Genomic DNA, 19978 nt, shown 5'->3' with positions numbered 1-19978 from the left:
TTGAGCATCGGGTACCTCCTGATCGTTCTGTTTCCCAATCAGAGGGTACCCCGCTTGAGTGGGGGACACCTTATTTCGGTACTCAGGGGACTTTTAGCATCGGTACTGACACAAGGGGCCACTCTTGTCCACACCGGCGGCCGAGGCCCCCATAGTGGAAAGCAGTGCCGTGAGACACACCATTGACTTTATACCTGTACTATGCATTCTCGCCTCTCCCGGTCGCCTCAGCGACCTTTGATCGGGTGAGTGAATCGCTTGCTCGCCGGCATCTAACAGGGCCCACCTCTACCGCATGCCTGGCGAACCATTCTTCGTGTAGTCGCGGCAAAAACACCGTCCTTACAGGCGCGTTATCCTCCTGGCAACCATAACGGGCATGGCGTCGTACTGACGCAGCTCGCGGCTTTCCGACGCCTGCTTTGCAGGAATTTCTTCCCCTTGCCTGCTAGCTTGCGAGGAGCACACGAGCATCCTCTGACGCCAAGGAATCCATTCGATGGGCCATCGGCATGAACACGATCACGCCTCGCCGGCTCCCTGGCGAATCAGCCCGCCCTTCCTGCTAGCGGCGGGATTTTTGGTCTTGATCGTTGCTGGAACGCTACTGCTCAAGCTGCCGATTGCGGTGAGGGCGTCGCTTTCATGGGGGGATGCTCTCTTTGCGGCGACCTCCGCGGTTACCGTCACCGGCCTGGTTGTCACTCCCACTGGGGCCACCTTCAGTATCTGGGGCGAAGGGATCATTCTCGTATTGATGCAGGTCGGTGGCCTCGGGCTAATGACATTCGCCGTGCTGGCCTTTCTCTCCCTCGGCGGGCGCATAAGTGAGCGCCCCTCCCTGGTAGCGAGTCGCTCCGGCAACGAAACCGATCCGCATGACGTCCTGCGAACCGCCAAGGCGGTCGTCAAACTGGCACTCACTCTGGAAGGCATTGCCCTGGTTCCCCTCGCGCTGGTCTGGGTGCCGGAACATGGCTGGGTACAGGGGCTCTGGTGGGCGCTGTTCCACAGCGTCTCCGCCTTCAACAATGCCGGTTTCAGCCTTTCATCCGACAGCCTCATGGCCTACGCCGGAAACCCCATCATCAATACGGTGATCCCTGCGCTCTATATCAGCGGAGGCGTGGGCTTTATCGTGATCTCTGGGTTACTCGGCTATCGACCCGGCCAGCGACTCGATATCAACGTCAAGGTCGTGCTCGCCGGCACCCTTGTACTGAGCCTTGTGGGCACCGTCATGATCTACCTGATGGAATCAGGAAACCCCGCCACGCTGGCCAGGCTGCCCGATCTGGCCGATCGGCTCTGGGCCTCATGGCTGCAGGCCACGACACCGCGCACGGCAGGTTTCAACAGCCTCGACATCGCTGCCCTGACCCAGGAAACCTGCCTCGTGCTGATACTGCTGATGTTCGTCGGGGCGGGGGCTAATGGCACCGGCAGCGGCATCAAGGTGACGACGCTGTTCGTTCTCCTCGCCGCCACCTGGACCTACATCCGGCGTCGGCGGGTGCCCACGCTGTTTTCCCAAGTCATCGATACCACCACCCTGCTCAAGGCGCTGTCGGTCACGGTGATGGCCGTCATCGGCATTTTCATTGGCACCCTGGCCCTGTCCATCAGCGAAGACGCCGACCTACTGACGGTGGCATTCGAAGCCACCTCCGCCTTGGGCACTGTCGGTCTGTCGCGAGGCCTGACGCCGGAGCTTTCCGGCTGGGGTCAGGCGATCATTATGGCGATGATGTTCGTGGGGCGCGTGTGCCCACTGATGGTGGCCCACCTGGTCGGCTCTGCCTTTGGTACCTCGCAGAAGGATGAGCTGCAGATTGGCTAGCCCCCCCCGATTGCATCCCCCGGACCTGGTGTACTTCGCGGGGCAAAACGTGATCGAGATCCATGCGGCACTCTCGACGGAGGCGGACCTCGAGAAACCGGACCAGCTCATTGTCGACTTCGATCCCTCCGATGACGATTTCGACAAGGTGCGCAAGATCGCGATGCCGCCCCGGGCGGTCCGTCAGGCCAAGATCACGCCATCGCGGCCCCGCCGCTTCGCCTCGTAGCTCGCCGCGTCGGCGCGGCCGATCACCTCCTGGATGTCAGTGTCCCCGGCCAGGAGGGTGGTGACGCCCACGCTCATGGTCACCCGGAATTCGCGTCCTTCGTGGATCACCGAGAGGCCGGCCACCGCCCCACGCAAGGACTCGGCGATGCGTCGGGCCTGGTCGACATCACAGCTCGGCAGCAGCACGGCGAACTCGTCCCCGCCCTGACGCGCCACATGGTCGCTGACACGCACCACCCCGTTCACCGCCTCGGCGATGCGCCGCAGCATCGTGTCGCCCAGGGCATGCCCGCCCACGTCGTTGACCGGCTTGAACCGGTCGAGGTCGAACAGCAGCAGCGCCGAGGGCGTCTCGGCCTTGCGCCAGGCGGCCAGCGCCTCCTCGAGCCGGCGCTCGAAGCCGCGGCGGTTGAGCAGGCCGGTGAGGGGGTCGTGCTCGGCCTCCCACTGGCGCAGCGACTCCTGCTCGCGGTGCAGGGTGATGTCCTTGACGATGCTCACGAAGCCGATCAGCTGGCCGTCGATGAGCACGCGGCTGGCATGCACCTCCAGCCAGAGCAGCGTCCCGTCGGCCCGGTAGTAGCGGAACTGGCGCAGGAAATCCTCGCCGCTGTGTTGGCTGGACTGCCAGAGCGCCAGGATGGCGTCGCGGTCATCGGCATGCAGCCCGGCCAGCCACTGGGCGTGATGGCGCGGGCTGGCCGTCCGGCCCGCCAGCTCGAGCAGGGCCCGGTTGGCATAGGTGATCCTCCCCCGGCTGTCGGTCACGAACATGCCCACGGGCGACTCGGCGAGGATGGCCTCGAGGAAGGCCTGGCGGTCCCGCCACCGGGCCATGGCCTGGCCACGCTCTCGCTCCAGCCGGTTCAGGGCGTCCCCGACGCGCTGGATCTCCTGCATCCGGGAGGTCAGGGCGACATGGGTACGCTCTCCCCGGCCAAGCTCCCCGATCTGGCCCTCGAGGTGATAGAGGGGACGCAGCGCCAGCCAGAGCAGCCAGCCCATCAACGGCAGCAGCACCACGGCGATCAGCAGGCCAACGTTGGCCAGCCGCTGGAACAGGCCCCTGACGGGCGACATCACCTGCTCGCGCGGCAGGTAGACGCCCACGATCCAGTCGGCCGTCCAGATCTGGCGAAAGGCCTGGTAGGTCGCCTGGCCGTCGAGGGCGGGCCCGCGGGTCTCGCCTTCCCACCCCAGTTGGGCCAGGGTCAGCGACGGGTTGGCATCCTCGGCAGGCAGGGAGGCGAGGAGGCGCGATCGGTCGGGATGATAGAGAATCCGGCCCGACGCGGTGGCAATGGCGGCATAGCCGCCATCGCCGAGCCGGATCCTGCGCAACAGCTCGAACAGCCCGCCCTGGCGGATGTTCACCAGCCCGCCCAGGGCGCCCTGGAAATCGCCCGCCTCGTCGAACAGCGGGACCAGGAACAGCAGCATGGGCATCCCGCTGACGCGCCCGATGAAGGGCTCGCTCACGTAGGGCCGCTTGAACCCCTTGACGAACTGGAAGTAGTCACGGAAGCCGGCATCCAGGCCTTCTCGTCCCGGCATCTGCGGCCAATCGGCCCGGATGGTACCGGCAGCATCGAACAGCAGGAGGCCCTCGAACCACTCCAGCAGCGCACTGTTGGCCGCCAACAGGGTGTGCGGGTCACTCCCCTCACCGGCCTTCGGCGGCATCCGCTCGGCGAGCTGCCCGAGGGCGGCGAGCCGGCTGTCGACCTGATGGGTCAGCTCGTCGGCGATCAGGCGAGCCTCGTAGTTCAGGTGGATCAGGTTCGACTCCTCGGACAGCGAGCGGCTCGATGTCCAGCCGGCCCACATCACCAGGGCCACCACGATGATCCAGGTCGCGGCGAGCCCCAGCAGCAGACGGCCCTTCAGGGAGAGCGCCCAGGCGCCGGCCCGGGCGAGGGAACGTCGCGGCAAGCAGATCTCCATGTCCTGTGTCGAAGACCCGACTCTAACATGGCCATCCCGCCATCCCGCCATCCCGTCAACGCCGCCACGCGTATCGCAGGCGAGCGGCCACGCCGAGGAAGCTGCCGATGTCGGCCCGGGGCATGGCCAGCTGGAAGCCCTGGAACGAGGAGTCTCGATCCGAGCATCACCATGAGGACCCAGCGGCCGCAGGGCCCGGCTGTAAGGTAGGCAGGCGACACGACACCAAGCAGCAGGACCTGACGACAGGTCTCTACCACTCCCCACTAGACCAAGAGGTGTCACCATGAAGATGAAACTGCTTATCGCTGGCCTGCTTACCAGTCTGATGATGGCCGGCTCCGCCCTGGCCATGGATTCCGCCGCCATCGAGAAGCATATGGCCAAGATCAATGACAACTATAGCAAGAACGTTGAGAAGGAAGGCAAGGTAAAGGCGCTCGAGGAGAAGGTCGAGGAGCTCGAGGAAATGATCCAGATGATGTTGGACGACGAAGATGCCTAGCGCTCACTAGGCACACCATGTTTGACAGCAAAGGCCCCCGGTGCAACATGCACCGGGGGCCTCGTCATGTCGTGGCGCAGGAAAGGCTTACCGACGATCCAGCTGCTGCACCTTGAGCTCGTAGTTGTTCACGCCGGAGTGCGCGGAGCCGAACTTCTGGCCCTGCACGCGGATGCGATAGCGGCCCGGCGCGAGCCGGGTCTCCATGTCGACATCGCCATCGAACCCCTGGCCGGCCCCCTCGGCGACTACACGGCCCGACTCGTCGAGCACCTCGAGCTCGATACGGTAGGTGTCCTCGTAGCCGGTCGGATAGGTCGAGGTGGTGATCGCAACGGTGCCGCGCTCGGCCACCTCGAAGGTCAATACCTCGCCACGGGCACGGATCTTGACGTCGGTCTTGATGGTCTGGAAAGTCTGGTCACGTGCGGGCAGTTCAGCCTCTGAACCGGTGGGCTCAGCGGCCTGAGAGGCTCCAGCCGAGTCAGTACTGGCGGCCGCCGCCGCTGCCAAGCCAGCGGTTGTCTCCTGAACAGGCCCAGTTGCTGGCTTATCGGCAGGCGGCTCGTCGGAGGACTGCTCCTCGACAGCCCCCAGGGTCGCCACGGCGCTATCACCGCGAACGAACACGGAGCCTGAGCTTTCACGGCTGTCACCGGTGAAGAAGATACCGTCACCGTCACTCACACCCTCCGCGAGCTCACGACCCTCGACATCGAGGCCGCTGATACGGATCGAGTAGCCATCGCCGGCGCGTCCGCGGGTGCCGAAACGCTGGGCCTCGACGCGCAGCACATAGTCACCCGGCCCGAGACGCTGACGCATGGCCAGGCCGCCATCCTGACCGTAGGCCTCGCTGCGGGCGATGATGTTACCGGAGGCATCCTCGAGCAGCGCAGCAATACGGTAGTCATCGCTGTAACCGGCCGTGACACGGCTCTCGAACCGGTAGATGCCGGGCTGGGTTACGCTGAAGTCATGGACATTGGCACTACCGAATTTGAAGCTGCGGCTCTGCGCGTCGGTCTCGGCATTGAAGAGCCCCGTCAGATCGAGCTGCTTGCCCTCCTCGCGAAAACGCTCTTCCATCTCGCTGGCCAGCGCCACGGCACTCCCGAGGGACAGACCCAGCGCCAACAGGCTGGCAGTGATAATCGGCTGTTTCATGGGACCTCGCATCAGGTAAAGAAAAAAGCCGACCCCTGAGGATCGGCTTTTGTTGTTCTATTTCATCAAGCAGGAATACCCTGCCAGACAATTTAGAACAGGTAGGTCACGCCAACACCAACGCCGTCACCTTCGTCCAGCTCCTTGTCGCGCCAGGCAGCCTCGACCCAAGTATACATGGCGTCGGAGACGTTGTAGGTGGCACCGACGATGACTTCATTACGGTTGTCATCGTCGTTCTGGTCATTGTTGGGCGTGTTGTTGCTGTTGATGTTGCTAACGCCTTCGCCACCTTCGTCAACATACTGATAGGCACCGTAGATATCGCCCATGCCGTAACCGTAGCGAGCACCCAGCGCATAGAAGTCATAATCCGGAACACCGGTGACAGATGCATTGTCAGTGTCGAAACGCTCGTACTTGGCGGCAAGGCGCAGGGTCTCGATGGTGTACTGGAAGGTCACACCATACTGATCACCAACGCTTTCTACATTATTGCCATCAATGTATTGGAAGTTTTCCAGATTATCGTAGACGGCCGCGACGGAGAAGGCACCAGCGGTGTACTTCACACCACCGAAGGCGGAAGCGCTGCCGGAGTCATCAATGTTTTCGGACTCGGCATCACCCTTGTACTGGGTACCCACGGCAAACTGGAAGCCGCTCAGAGACGGCGAGGTGTAGGTCACCTTGTCGGTCTCGCGGATGCCTCCGTAGCCAGCCTCGGAGGTGGAGTCGGAGACGTCGAAGTACTCGTTGTTGGTTAACGGGTCCTGGATCCAGTCGTCGATCAACTGATCGTAGGAGCCCAGGCGCACGTCACCGAAGTTGCCCTTCACGCCGACGTAGGCTTGGTCGCCAGTGGTGTCCTCGTCGTTGCTCTTGATCTCGTCAGCCTGAATATCGTCGAACTCGAGCTTCAGGTAGCCGGTCAGGCCCTGATTGATGACATGCTCGGCGGCGAAGCCGAAGGTAGTGCCGTTATCGGCGATCTGGTCGGTGGTCTCGGCGCCTTCATCAACGCTGGCATAGGCAATCTGGATATTGCCGTAGATGTCCAGCTTGGTGCCGTCCTGGTTGTAGACGGTGGCGGCCTGGGCGCCGGAGGCAGCCAGAGCACCGGCGATAGCAGTCGCTAACAGTGTCTTTTTCATTGCGATAGTTCCTTATTGACTAGCTTGCTGTTTCGATCGTGGCTGCCCGTTCTTGATGAGCGGGTCAGCGGCTTGGCCGGTCTTGGTGCCGGTTCTCGTGCCTGCGGGTTCCCTCCCGGGAGGTGGCAGGTCGCGAGCCAGACCTCGGCAAAGCCTTGTTATAGTCCAATGCTCGCAAGAGGAACTCTATACCGGGATATACGGGAACGCAACAAGAAAAAACACTGTTTTCCTTCGCTGCGAACCTCCTCCCCGGCGCGTCCCTCTGCCCTTGCGATGCGGGCGCCATCCCGGCGTGCCCAGTGCCCGTTCGGCCTGCCATGACGCTCCGGCAAGCGAATCAGGCACCTGGTGCGATGAGCGGGTTTATCATGCCTCGCGAATATGACGAAGACAAGTCAGCGCCTCAACGCGGGTTGTGCTTGGCGAGCAGCGCGGAGAGCTTCTCGTCCAGGCTGGCGGGCTCCCGGCCCGGCCCAGCGCTCCCGGCCGCGGCGGGTTCCGGGCGGGAGGAAGGCGCGGCCGCCTTGGCGGCGTCGTGCCGGGTCGCTTCGGCTGGGGGCTTGCCGCGCTGTCGGGCCGGGCGGCCCTTCTGGCGGCGGTCGGCCTGCAGCCGCTCGAGCTTCTTGTGGGCATGCTCGGCGGCGGCGGCATCCACCCGCCCGGCCGGCTCGCCGGCCAGGTCGAGGCGCTCGGCGCCCTCGCGAACGGACTTGAGGTAGCGCGGCAGGTTGACGTAACAGGCCAGCGCCCGGCGCACCAGCTTCTCGGGCCAGGACTCACGCGCGGTCAACTCCTCGTGGATGCCGACCTTGAGCGGCCGAGTATGGCCCTTGAAGAAGGTCGAGGCGTAGCGCTGGTACCACTGGTCGAGCAGCGCCTGGGGGGATGGTGCCTCCTCGGCGGATGCCTCGCCCTGGAGCTTGGCTTCAACGGCAGGCTCGGGATCGGCCTGTGCCGGTTGCAGCGCCGACGGGACGGGCTTCTCGGGGGTAGCAGGCGGTTCGCCAGCGGCCTCGCCGGCGTCAGGCTGCCTGGGGCGATGGCCGATCAGCGCGGAGAGCCCCTGGGCGCGGCGCGCCTGGCGATGGAAGAGCGACGCCGGGGCCTCGGCGGGCTCGCGCTCGAGCAGGCGCCGGTTGTGCGCCTCGAGTTCGCGGTTCTGCTCGTCGAGCTCGCGGTTCTCCTCGGCGAGTTCCAGGCGGGTGGCCTCAAGCTCGGCGAATCGCGCCTCCAGTTCGCCGCAACGCTGCGCCAGGGCCTGCCGGCCGGCCTGCTCCTCGCGGGCCTCGGCGGCCAGCTCGGCATTGCTCGCCTCCAGCTCGACGCGACGGTGTTCCAGCTCGGCCAGCCGAGTGTGCAGGGCATCCTGCTGGACGCGGGATTCCCGCAAGTCGCCCAGCAAGGCCGCGGCGCGGCTCTCCAGCTGTTCCAGCAGGCGGGTTGAGCGTTCCTCGATCACGTCCTGGTCCTCCAGTGCGCCTTCCCGGTGATTCCTCGGGCCGTGGCCGATAGCGGCCGGCCACGGCACCTGCTGCTCAGTCTGTGCCAGGCGTGGCGTGGTGACAAATGTCGCCGGCCGGCGACGGCGTCAACGCCGCTGCCCTTGATATCGGCGGTACTGCACGAACTGGTAGGCCGGCTGGCCCTCGGCGGGCTCGCCGGGTACCCGCTGCACCGCCTGCCACTCGGCCATGTCGAGCGCGGGGAAACGGGCATCGCCCTGCACCTCGATATCGACCTCGGTGAGGTAGAGCCGGCTGGCGAAGGGCAGCATTTGTTCATAGACCTGGGCGCCGCCCATCACCATGATCTCCTCGACGCCATCGATGATGGCCTGCTGGTCGGCGAGCGCCAGCGCGGAGGGGAGGTCATGGCAGACCCGCACGCCCTCTGGGTGGAAGTCGGGGTCGCGGGTCAAAACGATGTTGAGCCGTCCGGGCAGTGGCCGGCCGATAGAATCAAAGGTCTTGTGTCCCATGATAATCGGCTTGGCCTGGGTCATGCGCTTGAAGAACTTCAGGTCCTCCGGCAGGTACCAGGGCAGCTGGTTGTCCACCCCGATCACCCGGTTGCGGGACAGCGCGGCGATCATCGCCACGGGGACCAGGGTCTCGTCGGTCATGCCAGGGGTCTCGCTCATACGGCCACCTCGGCCTTGATAGGGGGATGCGGGTCGTAGCCCTCGATGGCGATATGCTCGAAGCGGAAGGCGAAGAGCTCGTCGACGCTTGGCTCGAGCACCAGGCGCGGCGCGGCGCGCGGCGTGCGCGAGAGCTGCTCCTCGGCCTGCTCGAGGTGATTGAGGTAGAGATGGGCATCGCCCAGGGTGTGCACGAAGTCGCCGGGTTCGAGACCCGAGACCCGGGCGATCATCTGGGTGAGCAGCGCGTAGCTGGCGATATTGAAGGGCACGCCCAGGAAGATGTCGGCGCTGCGCTGGTAGAGCTGGCAGGAGAGCCGCCCCTCGGCCACGTAGAACTGGAACAGGCAGTGGCACGGCGGCAGGGCCATCTCGTCGACCAGCGCCGGGTTCCAGGCCGAGACGATCAGCCGCCGCGAGCGCGGGTTGGTGCGGATCTGCTCGAGGAGCCTGGCGATCTGGTCGACATGCCCACCGCGAGGATCGGGCCAGCTGCGCCACTGGTAGCCGTAGACCGGGCCGAGATCGCCGTGCTCGTCGGCCCACGCGTCCCAGATGCGCACCCCGTTTTCCTTCAGGTAGGCGATGTTGGTGTCGCCGGCCAGGAACCACAGAAGCTCATGAATGATCGAGCGCAGGTGCAGCTTCTTGGTGGTGACCAGCGGGAAGCCGCGGGCGAGGTCGAAGCGCATCTGGTGGCCGAACAGCGAGCGGGTGCCGACCCCGGTGCGGTCGTCGCGCTCCACGCCGCGGTCGAGCACCTGGCGCATCAGGTCGAGGTAGGGCTGTTCGAGAGCAGGTAGGGTCGAGTCGGTCACGGGGGCATCGAGGCTGGGAAATGGGCGTTGGATTCTACAGGAACTCACTGATGATGTTGATCCGGGAGGTCCAACGGTTCAGGCAGCGAGGCATCCAGCGACATGCGCTGTTGCGCATAATCCCGGAGATGGTTATAGGTCGCCATCAGCATCATCGAGAAGCGACTGGCTGAATCCAGCGCTTCCGAGAAGGCAACCGGGTCTTGCATGTATTCGTGAATCAGCTGATTGCGGAGCTTGCGCGCCACCAGCCACGCTTCTGTACTTTCCAGGACGCCCAGCCGCTCGGCACGGTCGAGGTTTTCGATCTGGCTTCCGGTCCGCTCCGCCAGGCTTTGCAGCCAGCGAGGAATCAACTTGTCGGCGATGGTGTCCTGCATGCGGCCAAAGCGCGACACGAACGCCTCAAGCCTGACGGCCTCCTCCGGATGCTGGTCGAGGCCAGCGACCCAGTCACTGTCCAGAATGTTACCACTGCCGAACAATGTCTCCCAGCTGTAGCGGAGATGACGTCCCTCGCGCTCGACGATATCCAGAGACCAGAGAAACCGATCGATAGGCAGCAGCTGCTTCTTGTCATGGGTCATAACCGTTGCCCTGTCTGTATGGCGTGGCGATGAACGGGATTCAAGGCGGTAGAGGGGTCGATCACCAGAATGTCTATCGGCCGATCCCCGATACGCCGTTGCAGTCGAGCCGTCAGGGTCAACATCTTGTCCACCTTGCTCTCGATCTCGCAAGGGCTTTCCACCAGGAGATCGATGTCCCCTCCCCTGGCGTCATCATCCAGCCGGGAGCCGAAGACTCTGACGTTCACTTCATCGCCAAATACCTCGGCAGCAGTCTGCTTGATGATCGCGATCTGCTCGGCAGAAAGCCGCATGCTCAACCTCCATTTCCATCACCACATGTCGGGCCACCCTTACACCATGTGTCTAACACTTTGTATCCACCGGTTGGCCACGCGACCAGGCGATCAGCGCGATGCCCACGGCGATCATCGGCAGGGTCAGCAGCATGCCCATGGTCAGCCAGCCCAGGGCGATGAAGCCGAGCTGGGGGTCGGGCAGACGCACGAATTCCACCAGGAAGCGGAACACCCCATAGAGCAGCAGAAAGAGCCCGGAGACCAGGCCGCGGCGGCGTGGGATCGACGAGACCCACCACAGCAACGCAAACAGCACGGCGCCCTCCAGCAGCGCCTCGTAGAGCGACGAGGGATGACGCGGTGCCGGGTCCATGCCGGGGAAGGGCATGCCCCAGGGCAGCGTGGTGACGCGGCCGGGCAGTTCGTGGTTGATGAAGTTGCCGATACGCCCTGCCCCCAGGCCGATGGGCACCAGGGGCGCCACGAAGTCGGTCAGGGTGAAGAAGGCCAGCCGCTTCTTGTGGGCGAACCAGAGGGCGGCGAGGAGCACCCCGACCAGGCCACCGTGGAAGCTCATCCCGCCGTCCCAGACGCGGAAGATCCACAACGGGTCGGCGAGCCACTGGGGCAGGCCATAGAAGAGCGCATAGCCGAGCCGGCCGCCGACCACCACGCCGATGGCGGCATAGAACAGCAGGTCGCCCACATCGTCACTGCTCAGTCCGATGCGCTCGGCCCGTCGGCGCCCCAGGAACCAGGCGGCGATGAAGCCGACGACGTACATCAGGCCATACCAGTGGACCTGGAAGGGGCCCAGCGAGATGGCCACGGGGTCGATATCGGGATAGCTCAGCATGGAGGTCCTCTGGAAGCTGGAAGCTGGAAGCTGGAAGCTGGAAGCTGGAAGCTGCCATGATGCCACCCGGGCTTCCTATGGCAACGGTTTTTACGTCCCGCTTGGAGCTTATGGCTTACCGCTATATCAAGAACTTGAGCCCCACTGCCATCAGCAGGGCGGCGAAGGAGAGGCGCAGCGTCTGGGCCGAGAGGCGATGGGCCAGCAGGACGCCGAGGCGTGCGAAGGGCACGCTGGCCAGCACGATGCCCAGGAAGGCGGGCAGCATCACGAAGCCGATGGCTCCCGCAGGCAATAGCGGATTGCCCCACCCCACGGCCACGAAGGTGGTCGCACCGAACAGCGCGATGGGCAGGCCGCAGGCCGAAGAGGTGCCTATAGCCTGGGTCATGCTGGCCCCGCAGCGCGACAGCCAGGGCACGCTGAGGGTGCCGCCGCCGATGCCGAAGAGCGCCGAGACGCCACCGATCACCGCGCCCGCCAGGCCCATCACGGCACGCCCGGGCGCCACGCTGCCGGGTCGGGGGCCGCGCCCCAGCGCCATCTTCAGGGCGACCAGGATCACGAAGAGGCCGAACAGGGTCCCCAGCCGCCCGCCGGAGAGGCTGCCGGCGACGAAGACCCCGGCGACCGCGCCGAGCATCAACCCTGGCAGCAGGGCCAGGAAGGCGTCGCGGCGAATGCTGCCGCGGCGGTAGTGCCCCCAGGCCGAGGAGGCCCCGGTGACCACGATGGTGGCCAGCGAGGTGCCCACCGCCAGGTGCATGGCCACCTCCGGGGCCACGCCCTGCCACCCGAAGGCAAGGTTCAGGGCCGGCACGATGATCAGGCCGCCGCCCACGCCATACAGGCCGGCCATGGTGCCGGCCAGCGTGCCCAGGGCCAGGTAGCCCGCCAGGCTTGCCAGCAGGCTCATGCCGGCCCGGGCGCCGAGACGCCGTTCAGCCAGCGCCACACCAGGTCGACCAGCGCCTGGGGGCGATAGGGCTTGGCCAGGAAGTCATCCATGCCGGCCTGGCGAAAGCGACGGCGATCCTCGTCGCTGGCGTTGGCGGTCAGCGCCACCAGGATGCTGCGCTGGCGGGCTGGCCCTTCAGCCTCACGGTCGCGCCAGTGCCGGCTGGTTTCCACGCCGTCCATGCCGGGCATGAAGATGTCCATCAGCACCAGGTCGAAGGGGGCTCCCTCCAGCCGGGACAGGGCCTCCTCGCCGCTGGTGGCCGTCTCGACGTCGAGCCCCTGGCGCTCCAGCACCTGGCGTGCCAGGGTCAGGTTCACCGGGCCATCATCGACGATCAGTACCCGCCCCTTGCCGTAGGGGAGCGCCTGGGGAGAGGCCGCGGACGCGCCGGTGTCCTCGCCGAGGTTCTCCAGCAGCACCACGGCGTCGGCCAGGCGCTCGCGCAGCGCCAGGAGCGCGGCATGGTCACGGTCGCCGCCGCACTGGCGCAGGGCATCGCTCTCGAGCACCTCGGACAGGGAGCTCATCAGCGGGGCCAGCGACTGCTGCAGGTGGGCGAGGTAGCCGGACTTGAGGCGCGACTCCTCGCGGGCCCGCACCCGGCTGGCCTCGAGCCGCTCGAGCTGACCGCGGCGGGCCTGGAGCTCGCCGGCCAGGTGCCGCTCGGCGGCGCGGCTCTCATCGAGCTCGCGCTGCCAGCCCTCGACCAGCGCCTCGTAGGCACCCGAAATGGCCTCGAGGCGCCTCGGGAGCGGTAGCTCGTCGGCGGAGATGGGGCGCTGGTGGCGGGCCAGCCAGGCCTCGATGCCGACCAGGGCGTCGTTGACCTCGCGCTGGATGCCGCGCAGGCGCTGTCGCAGCAGCGTCAGGAAGACCGCCACGTTGAGGCTGCTGCCCAGCAGCAGCGCCAGCAGCAGCCAGAAGGTGGCACCCCAGGAGGCATGGGAGGGCATCATCGACCACAGCATGACCCCGACCACCAGGCAGAGCACCACCAAGGTGGCCTGGGCGAGCAGTACCGGCCAGAGGATCGGCCAGATCAGGCACGACCAGAGGCGTTCCAGACGAATGTCGTCCTGCATTGTCATCCCTGTGCAAGCACGATGGTGGACAGAGTGTACGCGGCCCGGCCGAGACTGTCATGACGGCGCCTTCCCTCAGGCCGGCCGGCCGGCTAAGCTGGCGCCATGTGCCTGATCGCCTTCGACCATCGCCCCGGCAGCGACTGCCCGCTGCGCCTGGTGGCCAACCGTGACGAATTCCATGCCCGCCCGGCCGCCCCGCTGGGCGCCTGGGACGATGCCCCCGAGATCCTCGGTGGCCGCGACCTGGAGGCCGGCGGCACCTGGCTGGCGGTACACCGCCGCGGCCGCTTCGCCGCCGTCACCAATGTGCGCGACCCGCGCCTCAAGGTGCCGCCGGGGGCCCCCAGCCGCGGCGCCCTGGTGCGCGAGGCCCTGGAGCGCGACGACCTGCCGGCCTGGCTGGACCGGCTGGCCGGCGGGGCCGCTCGCCACTATGCGGGCTTCAACCTGCTGGTCGGTGACGGCGAGACGCTCTGGCACCTCCACCGGGGCCTCGACGGCATCCGGCTGAGGCGCGTCCCGCCGGGCCTGCACGGCCTTTCCAACGCCAGCCTGGACACCCCCTGGCCCAAGCTGATCGCCGCCCGCCAGGGGTTGGCCGCCAGCCTGCGCCATGGCCGCTGGCCCGAGGATGCGCTGGCCGTGCTCGGCGACCCCCACCCCGCCGATGACGACCAGTTGCCGGAAACCGGCGTGGGGCTCGAGCTGGAGCGTCGGCTGTCGTCTCCCTTCATCGTCGGACGAGACTACGGCACCCGCGCCTCCACCTGGATGGCCTGGCACGCTGACGGGCGAATCGAGATGGGGGAACGGCGCTTCGGGCCGAATGGCGTGGCGCTGGGAGAGAACGTCGAGCGGCTGTCAACGAACCCGCCGTAGGAACCCTACCCCATCGCGCTGCCACAGGGTGTTGCGCCGCCAGACAGGTTGTCGTAGGAGCTTTGCTTGCAAGGCGATTGGTATGCGCCGTTGAAGCCGCCGCTTCGCGACGGATCGCGCTGCAAGCAGCGCTCCCACGAAGGGCGGAACCCCTTAGCGCTGCCACAGGGTGTTGCGCCACCGGACAGGTTGTCGTAGGAGCTTTGCTTGCAAGGCGATTGGTATGCGTCGCTGAAGCCGCCGCTTCGCGACGGATCGCGCTGCAAGCAGCGCTCCCACGAAGGGCGGAACCCCTTAGCGCTGAAAGCAGCGCTCCTACAAGGCGTTCCCAGGCAAGGGGAAATCAGTCACTGGGCGGCAGCAGGTGGGCGAGATCCCAGCCGCCGAGGCGTTCCGCGAGGTGGCGGCGCACATCACCGGGCGATTCGAGCCTGAGGGTTTCCGCGACCAGTTCGCGGGCGCTTCCGAGGGGCACCCGGCGGATCGCCGCCCTCACCCGCGGCAGGCTGGGGGCGTTCATCGACAAGGCATCGAAGCCCATGCCCATCAGCAGCAGCGCCCCGGCGGGGTCCCCGGCCATCTCGCCACACACCGATGTCGGCATGTCCAGGCGCTGGGCATCCTCGGCGAGCCGGGCCATGGCCGAGAGCACGGCGGGATGGCAGGCGTCGTAGAGATCAGCGACCCGCGGGTTATTGCGATCCACCGCCAGCAGGTACTGGGTCAGATCGTTGCTGCCCACCGAGAAGAAGTCGACCCGCCGGGCCAGGGCATCGAGCTGATAGAGGGTCGCCGGCACCTCCAGCATCACCCCCACCCGCGGCCGGATCACCGGCACGCCTTCCTCGCCGAGCTCGAGGATGGCACGATCGAGCAGGCGCAGCGCATCGTCGACCTCATCGACATTGGTGACCATCGGCAGCAGCACCTGGAGGTTTTCCAGCCCCTGGGAGGCACGCAGCATGGCGCGCAGCTGGACCATCAGCACCTCGGGGTGGTCGAGGGTGACCCGGATACCGCGCCAGCCCAGGAAGGGGTTGGCCTCCTCGATGGGGAAGTAGGGCAGGTCCTTGTCGCCGCCGATGTCCAGGGTACGCATCACCACCGGCAGGGGCGCGAAGCTCTCGAGCTGGTCGCGGTACAACCGGGTCTGTTCTTGCTCGCCGGGGAAGCGCTCGGTGATCATGAAGGGCACTTCAGTGCGGTAGAGCCCCACCCCGCCGATCCGCGACTTGAGCGAGGCCACGGTGTCCACGGCCAGGCCAGTGTTGACCATCAGCGGCATATCGTGGCCGTCCGGGGTGCGACTGGGCAAGTCCTGCTCGTGCTCCAGCACTGCCATCAGCGCCCGCTCCTCGTCGATCAGGCTCTGGTAGTGGCTCTCGAGCTCAGGCCCCGGGCGCACGAAGAGGCGCCCGCGATGACCATCCAGCACCACCCGGTTGCCGCCGAGGCGCGGCAGCGGCAGGCCGACCATCCCCGAAACCGTGGGAATTCCCATGGCCCGGGCGACAATGGCCACGTGGGAGGTGCTGGAGCCGCGCACCGAGACCAGCCCGGCCAGCTTGTCGCGGGGCACCTCGCCGAGCATCGCCACGCTGATCTCGTCACCTACCAGGATGGTGCTGTCGGGATAGACCGCCGGGGTCTGGGGGGTCTCCTCCTGCAGGTGGGCCAGCACTCGCCGCCCCAGGTCGCGGACGTCGGCGGCGCGCTCGCGCAGGTAGTTGTCGTCGACCCGCTCCAGGTACTGGACGTGACGACGCACCACGTCGGCCAGGGCGCCGGGCGCCCACTGGCCTTCGCGGATGCGCTTCTCGACCTCGTGGGAGAGCGCCGCCTCGCCGAGCATCTGCTGGTAGACATCGAAGAGTGCCAGCTCCTGAGCGGAGATGCGGCTGGCCAGGCGCTCGCCGGCGGCGCGGATCTCGTCGCGCACCCGGCCGATGGCCTCCTTGAGCCGGGCGATCTCGTATTCCACGTCGGTGGGAATCAGGTCCGGCACGCTGTTGAGGTCCGCCGGGGCGGCGATCACCACCGCCTCGCCGATGGCCATGCCGGGCGAGGCCGCCACACCGGTGAAACGCGCCTGCCCGCCCGGGATGCTCGGCCGGTTGAGCCCGCCCGTCGCCAGGGCGTGGGCCAGCACCCCCGCCAGCTGGGCGGCCATGGTGACCAGGAAGGCCTCGTCCTCCTCGTCGAAGCGACGCTTCTCCGACTGCTGCACCACCAGCACTCCCAGCATGCGGCGTTGGTGGATGATCGGCACGCCGAGAAAGCTCGAGTAGCGCTCCTCGCCGGTGGCCTCGAAGTAACGGAACTGGGGATGGGCCTGGGCGTCTTCCAGGTTCAGCGGCTCCTCGCGCTTGGCCACCAGGCCCACCAGGCCCTCGCCCACCTGCAGGCTTACCCGCCCCACGGCCTGGGTGCGCAGGCCGATGGTCTCCATCAGCACCAATCGGTCGATGGTCCCGTCGAAGAGATAGAAGGAGCACACATCGGTGCGCATCGCCTTGCGGATGCGCCGCACCATGGTCGCCAGGGCCGCGTCCAGGTTGCGGGCTCCGTTGACCTCCTGAATGATGCGTCGCAACACCTCGAGCATCGGCGTCTTCTTTTCCATTGTGGTTATCTCTCGCCTCGCTGAGGAATGACGCGGCCATCAGGCCCTCGGTTCATCCATGTCCGAGGGCCAGCCGCTGTGCCCGGGGGGACAGCTCGCGCAGGGCGCGACGGTAGACCTCCCGCTTGAAGGGCACGACCTGCCCCAAGGGGTACCAGTAACTGACCCACCGCCAGCCGTCGAATTCCGGCTTGCCGGACATGTCCATGCAGATCCGGCTCTCCTGGCAGTGAATCCTCAGCAGGAACCACTTCTGCTTCTGGCCGATGCACAGCGGCCTCGAGTGGGTACGAACCATGCGTCGCGGCAGGCGGTAGCGCAGCCAGCCCCGGGTGCAGGCAAGGATCTCGACGTCACCATCGGTCAGGCCGATCTCCTCGTGAAGCTCACGAAAAAGTGCCTGTTGCGGAGTCTCGCTAGCCTTGATGCCTCCCTGGGGAAACTGCCACGCATTCTGTCCTACCCGACGCGCCCAAAGCAGCTGCCCCTGCTCGTTGGCGATGATGATGCCAACATTGGGGCGAAAGCCGTCAGCGTCGATCACGGACGTCACCTTATGAATCCAATATTGCCACCATTCTTCCACAAGGCCACGAAGGGCATCAATACGACCAAATTGAAAGCCGCGAATACGTCGCTTTCGGCGCCGGCCCGTCGCTCGAAGCGCGACGGCGCTTCTGCCATAATCGTCGACCTTGTCACGATCTTGAAACGCTTTCGAGAACACCAGAGGGGAATGCAGTGAGCCTGGCCATCTTCGACCTGGACAACACCCTGCTGTCGACCGACAGCGACCATGCCTGGGGCGAGTTCCTGCTGGAACAGGGCGCCGTGGATCCGGTGGCCTACCGCGAGGCCAACGACCGCTTCCTGGCCGACTACGAGGCCGGCACCCTGGATATCCACGCCTTCCTGGCGGTGGCGCTGCGCCCGCTCGCCGAGCACAGCCCCGAGCAGCTGGCCGCCTGGCACCAGCAGTTCATGGCCAGCAAGATCGAGCCGCACGTCCTGTCCAAGGGCGAGGAGCTGGTGGCCCGCCACCGCGCCCGCGGCGACACCCTGCTGATCGTCACCGCCACCAACCGCTTCATCACCGGCCCCATCGCCGAGCGCCTGGGCATCGACGAGTTGATCGCCGTGGAGCCCGAGGTGTCCGACGGCCGCTACACCGGTCGCGCCACCGGCATCCCCAGCTACCGTGAGGGCAAGGTCGAGCGCCTGGACGCCTGGCTGGTCGACAAGGACCTGACCCTGGACGACAGCTGGTTCTACAGCGACTCCCACAACGACCTGGCGCTGCTGGAGCGGGTCGAGCATCCGGTGGCGGTGGACCCCGACCCCAGCCTGCGTGAGGTCGCCAAGGCCCGCGGCTGGAAAATCATCAGTTTGAGGGACTGAGCGGCCAGGTTGTAGGAGCACAGCTTGCTGCGCGATGGCGGCAACCGCCATCGCGAAATGAATTTCGCTCCTACAGGATGCTGAGCCACCGGACAGGTTGTCGTGGGAGCTTTGCTTGCAAAGCGATTGGACCGCGCGGTTGAAGCCGCCGCCTTGCGGCGGATCGCGCTGCAAGCAGCGCTCCCACAGGGTGGGGACCAGGCCTGCCCGGTGCGCTGTCGCTTACCGGGCCTACGACTGAGGCCTCCCAACGAAAGCAAACCCCGAGGTCATGGCCTCGGGGTTTGCTTGTAGCTCGGCGCTTGTAGCTTGGCGCTTCGCCCGAAGGGCGATCAGCCCAGCAGGTGCTCGACGGCGGCGCGCTCTTCGCGCAGCTCGTCTTCGGTGGCCTTCATGCGGCCACGGCTGAACTCGTTGACCTCGAGGCCCTGGACGATCTCATAGCCACCGTTCTTGCAGACGACCGGGTAGGAATACATGATGCCGGGCTCGACCCCGTAGCTGCCGTCGGCGGGGATGCCCATGCTCACCACGTCAGCGGTGCCCAGCGCCCAGTCGCGCATGTGGTCGATGGCCGCGGAGGCCGCGGAGGCCGCGGAGGAGGCACCACGCGCCTTGATGATGGCGGCACCGCGCTGCTGCACGGTGGGGATGAAGTCGTTCTCGTACCAGTCACGCTCGACCAGGTCGAAGGCCGGTTTGCCCGCCACCTTGCAGTGGGCCAGGTCGGGATACTGGGTCGCGCTGTGGTTGCCCCAGACGATCATCTGCTCGACGTCGGTGACGTGCTTGCCGGTCTTCTGGGCCAGCTGGGTCTTGGCGCGGTTATGGTCCAGACGCATCATTGCGGTGAACTGGCCCGCGTCCAGGTCCGGTGCGTTGCAGGAGGCGATCAGGGCGTTGGTGTTGGCCGGGTTGCCCACCACCAGCACGCGCACGTCGCGGCTGGCGTTGTCGTTGAGCGCCTTGCCCTGCACGGAGAAGATCGCCGCATTGGCTTCCAGCAGGTCCTTGCGCTCCATGCCCGGACCGCGCGGACGGGCGCCGACCAGCAGGGCGAAGTCGGCGTCCTTGAAGGCGACGTTGGCATCGTCGGTGGCAACGATCTCCTGGAGCAGCGGAAAGGCGCAGTCGTTGAGCTCCATCACCACGCCGTTGAGGGCGTCCATGGCCGGCGGGATCTCCAGCAGCTGCAGGATGACCGGCTGGTCCTTGCCCAGCATGTCGCCGGAGGCGATACGGAAGGCGAGCGAATAGCTGATCTGGCCGGCAGCACCGGTGATGGCAATACGGACGGGATCTTTCATGGTGGCTCCTTGGGTTGTCAACGCGCGGGTTGTCGCCGTGAGGATGAGCCGGGCCAGCATGCCGCCAGCCCTGGCCGGAATTCGAACCGCCAAGATGGTATGCCTGCACTGCACAAAACTCAATTCGACCTGCGGCTAGGTCAGGCACCCCCGGCGACACCCCGGCACCCGCTGGGCTATGCTGGCCGCCTGCCGACCC

At 66.3% G+C, this 19978-nt stretch carries 19 protein-coding genes; 5 read left to right on the top strand and 14 right to left on the bottom strand.

The genetic code is table 11. From position 1 onward, the window contains the following. Nucleotides 1-499 precede the first annotated feature (499 nt). The gene (locus tag OP497_RS13960) at nt 500-1840 is read left to right on the top strand and encodes a potassium transporter TrkG (RefSeq protein ID WP_280549426.1); all 1341 of its coding nucleotides are present in this window, start codon (nt 500-502) and stop codon (nt 1838-1840) included. Beyond that, on the top strand, nt 1821-2069 hold the full coding sequence (locus tag OP497_RS13955; RefSeq protein ID WP_348533121.1) for a hypothetical protein: 249 nt from the start codon (nt 1821-1823) through the stop codon (nt 2067-2069). Before OP497_RS13960 ends, OP497_RS13955 begins: the two co-directional genes overlap by 20 nt. Here OP497_RS13955 and OP497_RS13950 read toward each other — a convergent pair. After that, nucleotides 2024-4003, bottom strand: coding sequence for a diguanylate cyclase (locus OP497_RS13950; protein WP_348533120.1), 1980 nt, complete (start codon nt 4001-4003; stop codon nt 2024-2026). The genes OP497_RS13955 and OP497_RS13950 overlap by 46 nt on opposite strands. Before the next feature lie 298 nt (nt 4004-4301). On the opposite strand from OP497_RS13950, the gene OP497_RS13945 reads away from it, so the two are divergent. Then, nucleotides 4302-4520, top strand: a complete 219-nt coding sequence (locus tag OP497_RS13945; RefSeq protein ID WP_280549423.1) for a hypothetical protein — start codon at nt 4302-4304, stop codon at nt 4518-4520. Nucleotides 4521-4607: 87 nt separating this feature from the next. Here the strand turns inward: OP497_RS13945 and OP497_RS13940 are convergent, their stop codons facing one another. The 10 genes from OP497_RS13940 to OP497_RS13895 form a co-directional block, all read right to left on the bottom strand. Further along, nucleotides 4608-5687, bottom strand: coding sequence for a hypothetical protein (locus OP497_RS13940; protein WP_280549421.1), 1080 nt, complete (start codon nt 5685-5687; stop codon nt 4608-4610). A gap of 92 nt (nt 5688-5779) precedes the next feature. Next, nucleotides 5780-6841 (bottom strand): porin, encoded by a 1062-nt coding sequence (locus OP497_RS13935; protein ID WP_280549419.1) that lies wholly within the window; start codon nt 6839-6841, stop codon nt 5780-5782. 406 nt (nt 6842-7247) lie between these two features. Beyond that, entirely contained in the window at nt 7248-8303 is a 1056-nt protein-coding gene (locus tag OP497_RS13930; RefSeq protein ID WP_280549417.1) for a ProQ/FINO family protein, read from the bottom strand. Between the two features lie 129 nt (nt 8304-8432). Continuing rightward, entirely contained in the window at nt 8433-8984 is a 552-nt protein-coding gene (locus tag OP497_RS13925) for a dihydrofolate reductase (protein ID WP_280549416.1), read from the bottom strand. After that, complete coding sequence (locus OP497_RS13920; RefSeq protein ID WP_280549430.1) at nt 8981-9754, bottom strand: thymidylate synthase; 774 nt, start codon at nt 9752-9754, stop codon at nt 8981-8983. The genes OP497_RS13925 and OP497_RS13920 overlap by 4 nt, the downstream gene beginning before the upstream one ends. 92 nt (nt 9755-9846) lie before the next feature. Then, nucleotides 9847-10389 carry a hypothetical protein gene (locus tag OP497_RS13915; protein ID WP_280549414.1) on the bottom strand — a complete coding sequence of 181 codons (543 nt, stop codon included), beginning with the start codon at nt 10387-10389 and terminating at the stop codon, nt 9847-9849. Further along, nucleotides 10386-10685, bottom strand: coding sequence for a nucleotidyltransferase domain-containing protein (locus tag OP497_RS13910; protein WP_280549413.1), 300 nt, complete (start codon nt 10683-10685; stop codon nt 10386-10388). Before OP497_RS13910 ends, OP497_RS13915 begins: the two co-directional genes overlap by 4 nt. Nucleotides 10686-10737: 52 nt before the next feature. Continuing rightward, nucleotides 10738-11526: a prolipoprotein diacylglyceryl transferase gene (gene lgt / locus OP497_RS13905; RefSeq protein WP_280549412.1), complete on the bottom strand. Its 789-nt coding sequence runs from the start codon at nt 11524-11526 to the stop codon at nt 10738-10740. 121 nt (nt 11527-11647) lie between these two features. Beyond that, a complete protein-coding gene (locus tag OP497_RS13900) occupies nt 11648-12442 on the bottom strand; it encodes a sulfite exporter TauE/SafE family protein (RefSeq protein WP_280549411.1) in 795 nt (264 codons plus the stop codon). After that, nucleotides 12439-13569 carry a response regulator gene (locus OP497_RS13895; protein WP_280549410.1) on the bottom strand — a complete coding sequence of 377 codons (1131 nt, stop codon included), beginning with the start codon at nt 13567-13569 and terminating at the stop codon, nt 12439-12441. The genes OP497_RS13900 and OP497_RS13895 overlap by 4 nt, the downstream gene beginning before the upstream one ends. Before the next feature lie 105 nt (nt 13570-13674). On the opposite strand from OP497_RS13895, the gene OP497_RS13890 reads away from it, so the two are divergent. Beyond that, nucleotides 13675-14451: an NRDE family protein gene (locus OP497_RS13890; protein WP_280549409.1), complete on the top strand. Its 777-nt coding sequence runs from the start codon at nt 13675-13677 to the stop codon at nt 14449-14451. Between the two features lie 343 nt (nt 14452-14794). On the opposite strand, the gene ptsP is transcribed toward OP497_RS13890, so the two are convergent. Both ptsP and OP497_RS13880 read right to left on the bottom strand, forming a co-directional pair. Continuing rightward, nucleotides 14795-17056: a phosphoenolpyruvate--protein phosphotransferase gene (gene ptsP, locus OP497_RS13885; RefSeq protein WP_280549428.1), complete on the bottom strand. Its 2262-nt coding sequence runs from the start codon at nt 17054-17056 to the stop codon at nt 14795-14797. Nucleotides 17057-17126: 70 nt separating this feature from the next. Further along, nucleotides 17127-17618, bottom strand: a complete 492-nt coding sequence (locus OP497_RS13880) for an RNA pyrophosphohydrolase (protein ID WP_280549408.1) — start codon at nt 17616-17618, stop codon at nt 17127-17129. 197 nt (nt 17619-17815) lie between these two features. On the opposite strand from OP497_RS13880, the gene OP497_RS13875 reads away from it, so the two are divergent. Beyond that, nucleotides 17816-18472, top strand: a complete 657-nt coding sequence (locus OP497_RS13875) for an HAD family hydrolase (RefSeq protein WP_280549406.1) — start codon at nt 17816-17818, stop codon at nt 18470-18472. A gap of 332 nt (nt 18473-18804) precedes the next feature. On the opposite strand, the gene OP497_RS13870 is transcribed toward OP497_RS13875, so the two are convergent. Further along, nucleotides 18805-19779: a malate dehydrogenase gene (locus tag OP497_RS13870; protein WP_280549405.1), complete on the bottom strand. Its 975-nt coding sequence runs from the start codon at nt 19777-19779 to the stop codon at nt 18805-18807. Nucleotides 19780-19978: the final 199 nt, after the last annotated feature.

The organism is Halomonas sp. 11-S5 (genome assembly GCF_029889825.1).
Lineage (GTDB): Bacteria > Pseudomonadota > Gammaproteobacteria > Pseudomonadales > Halomonadaceae > Halomonas.
Note: the sequence above shows the minus strand (reverse complement) of the source record. Positions and strands in the feature narration are given on the sequence as shown.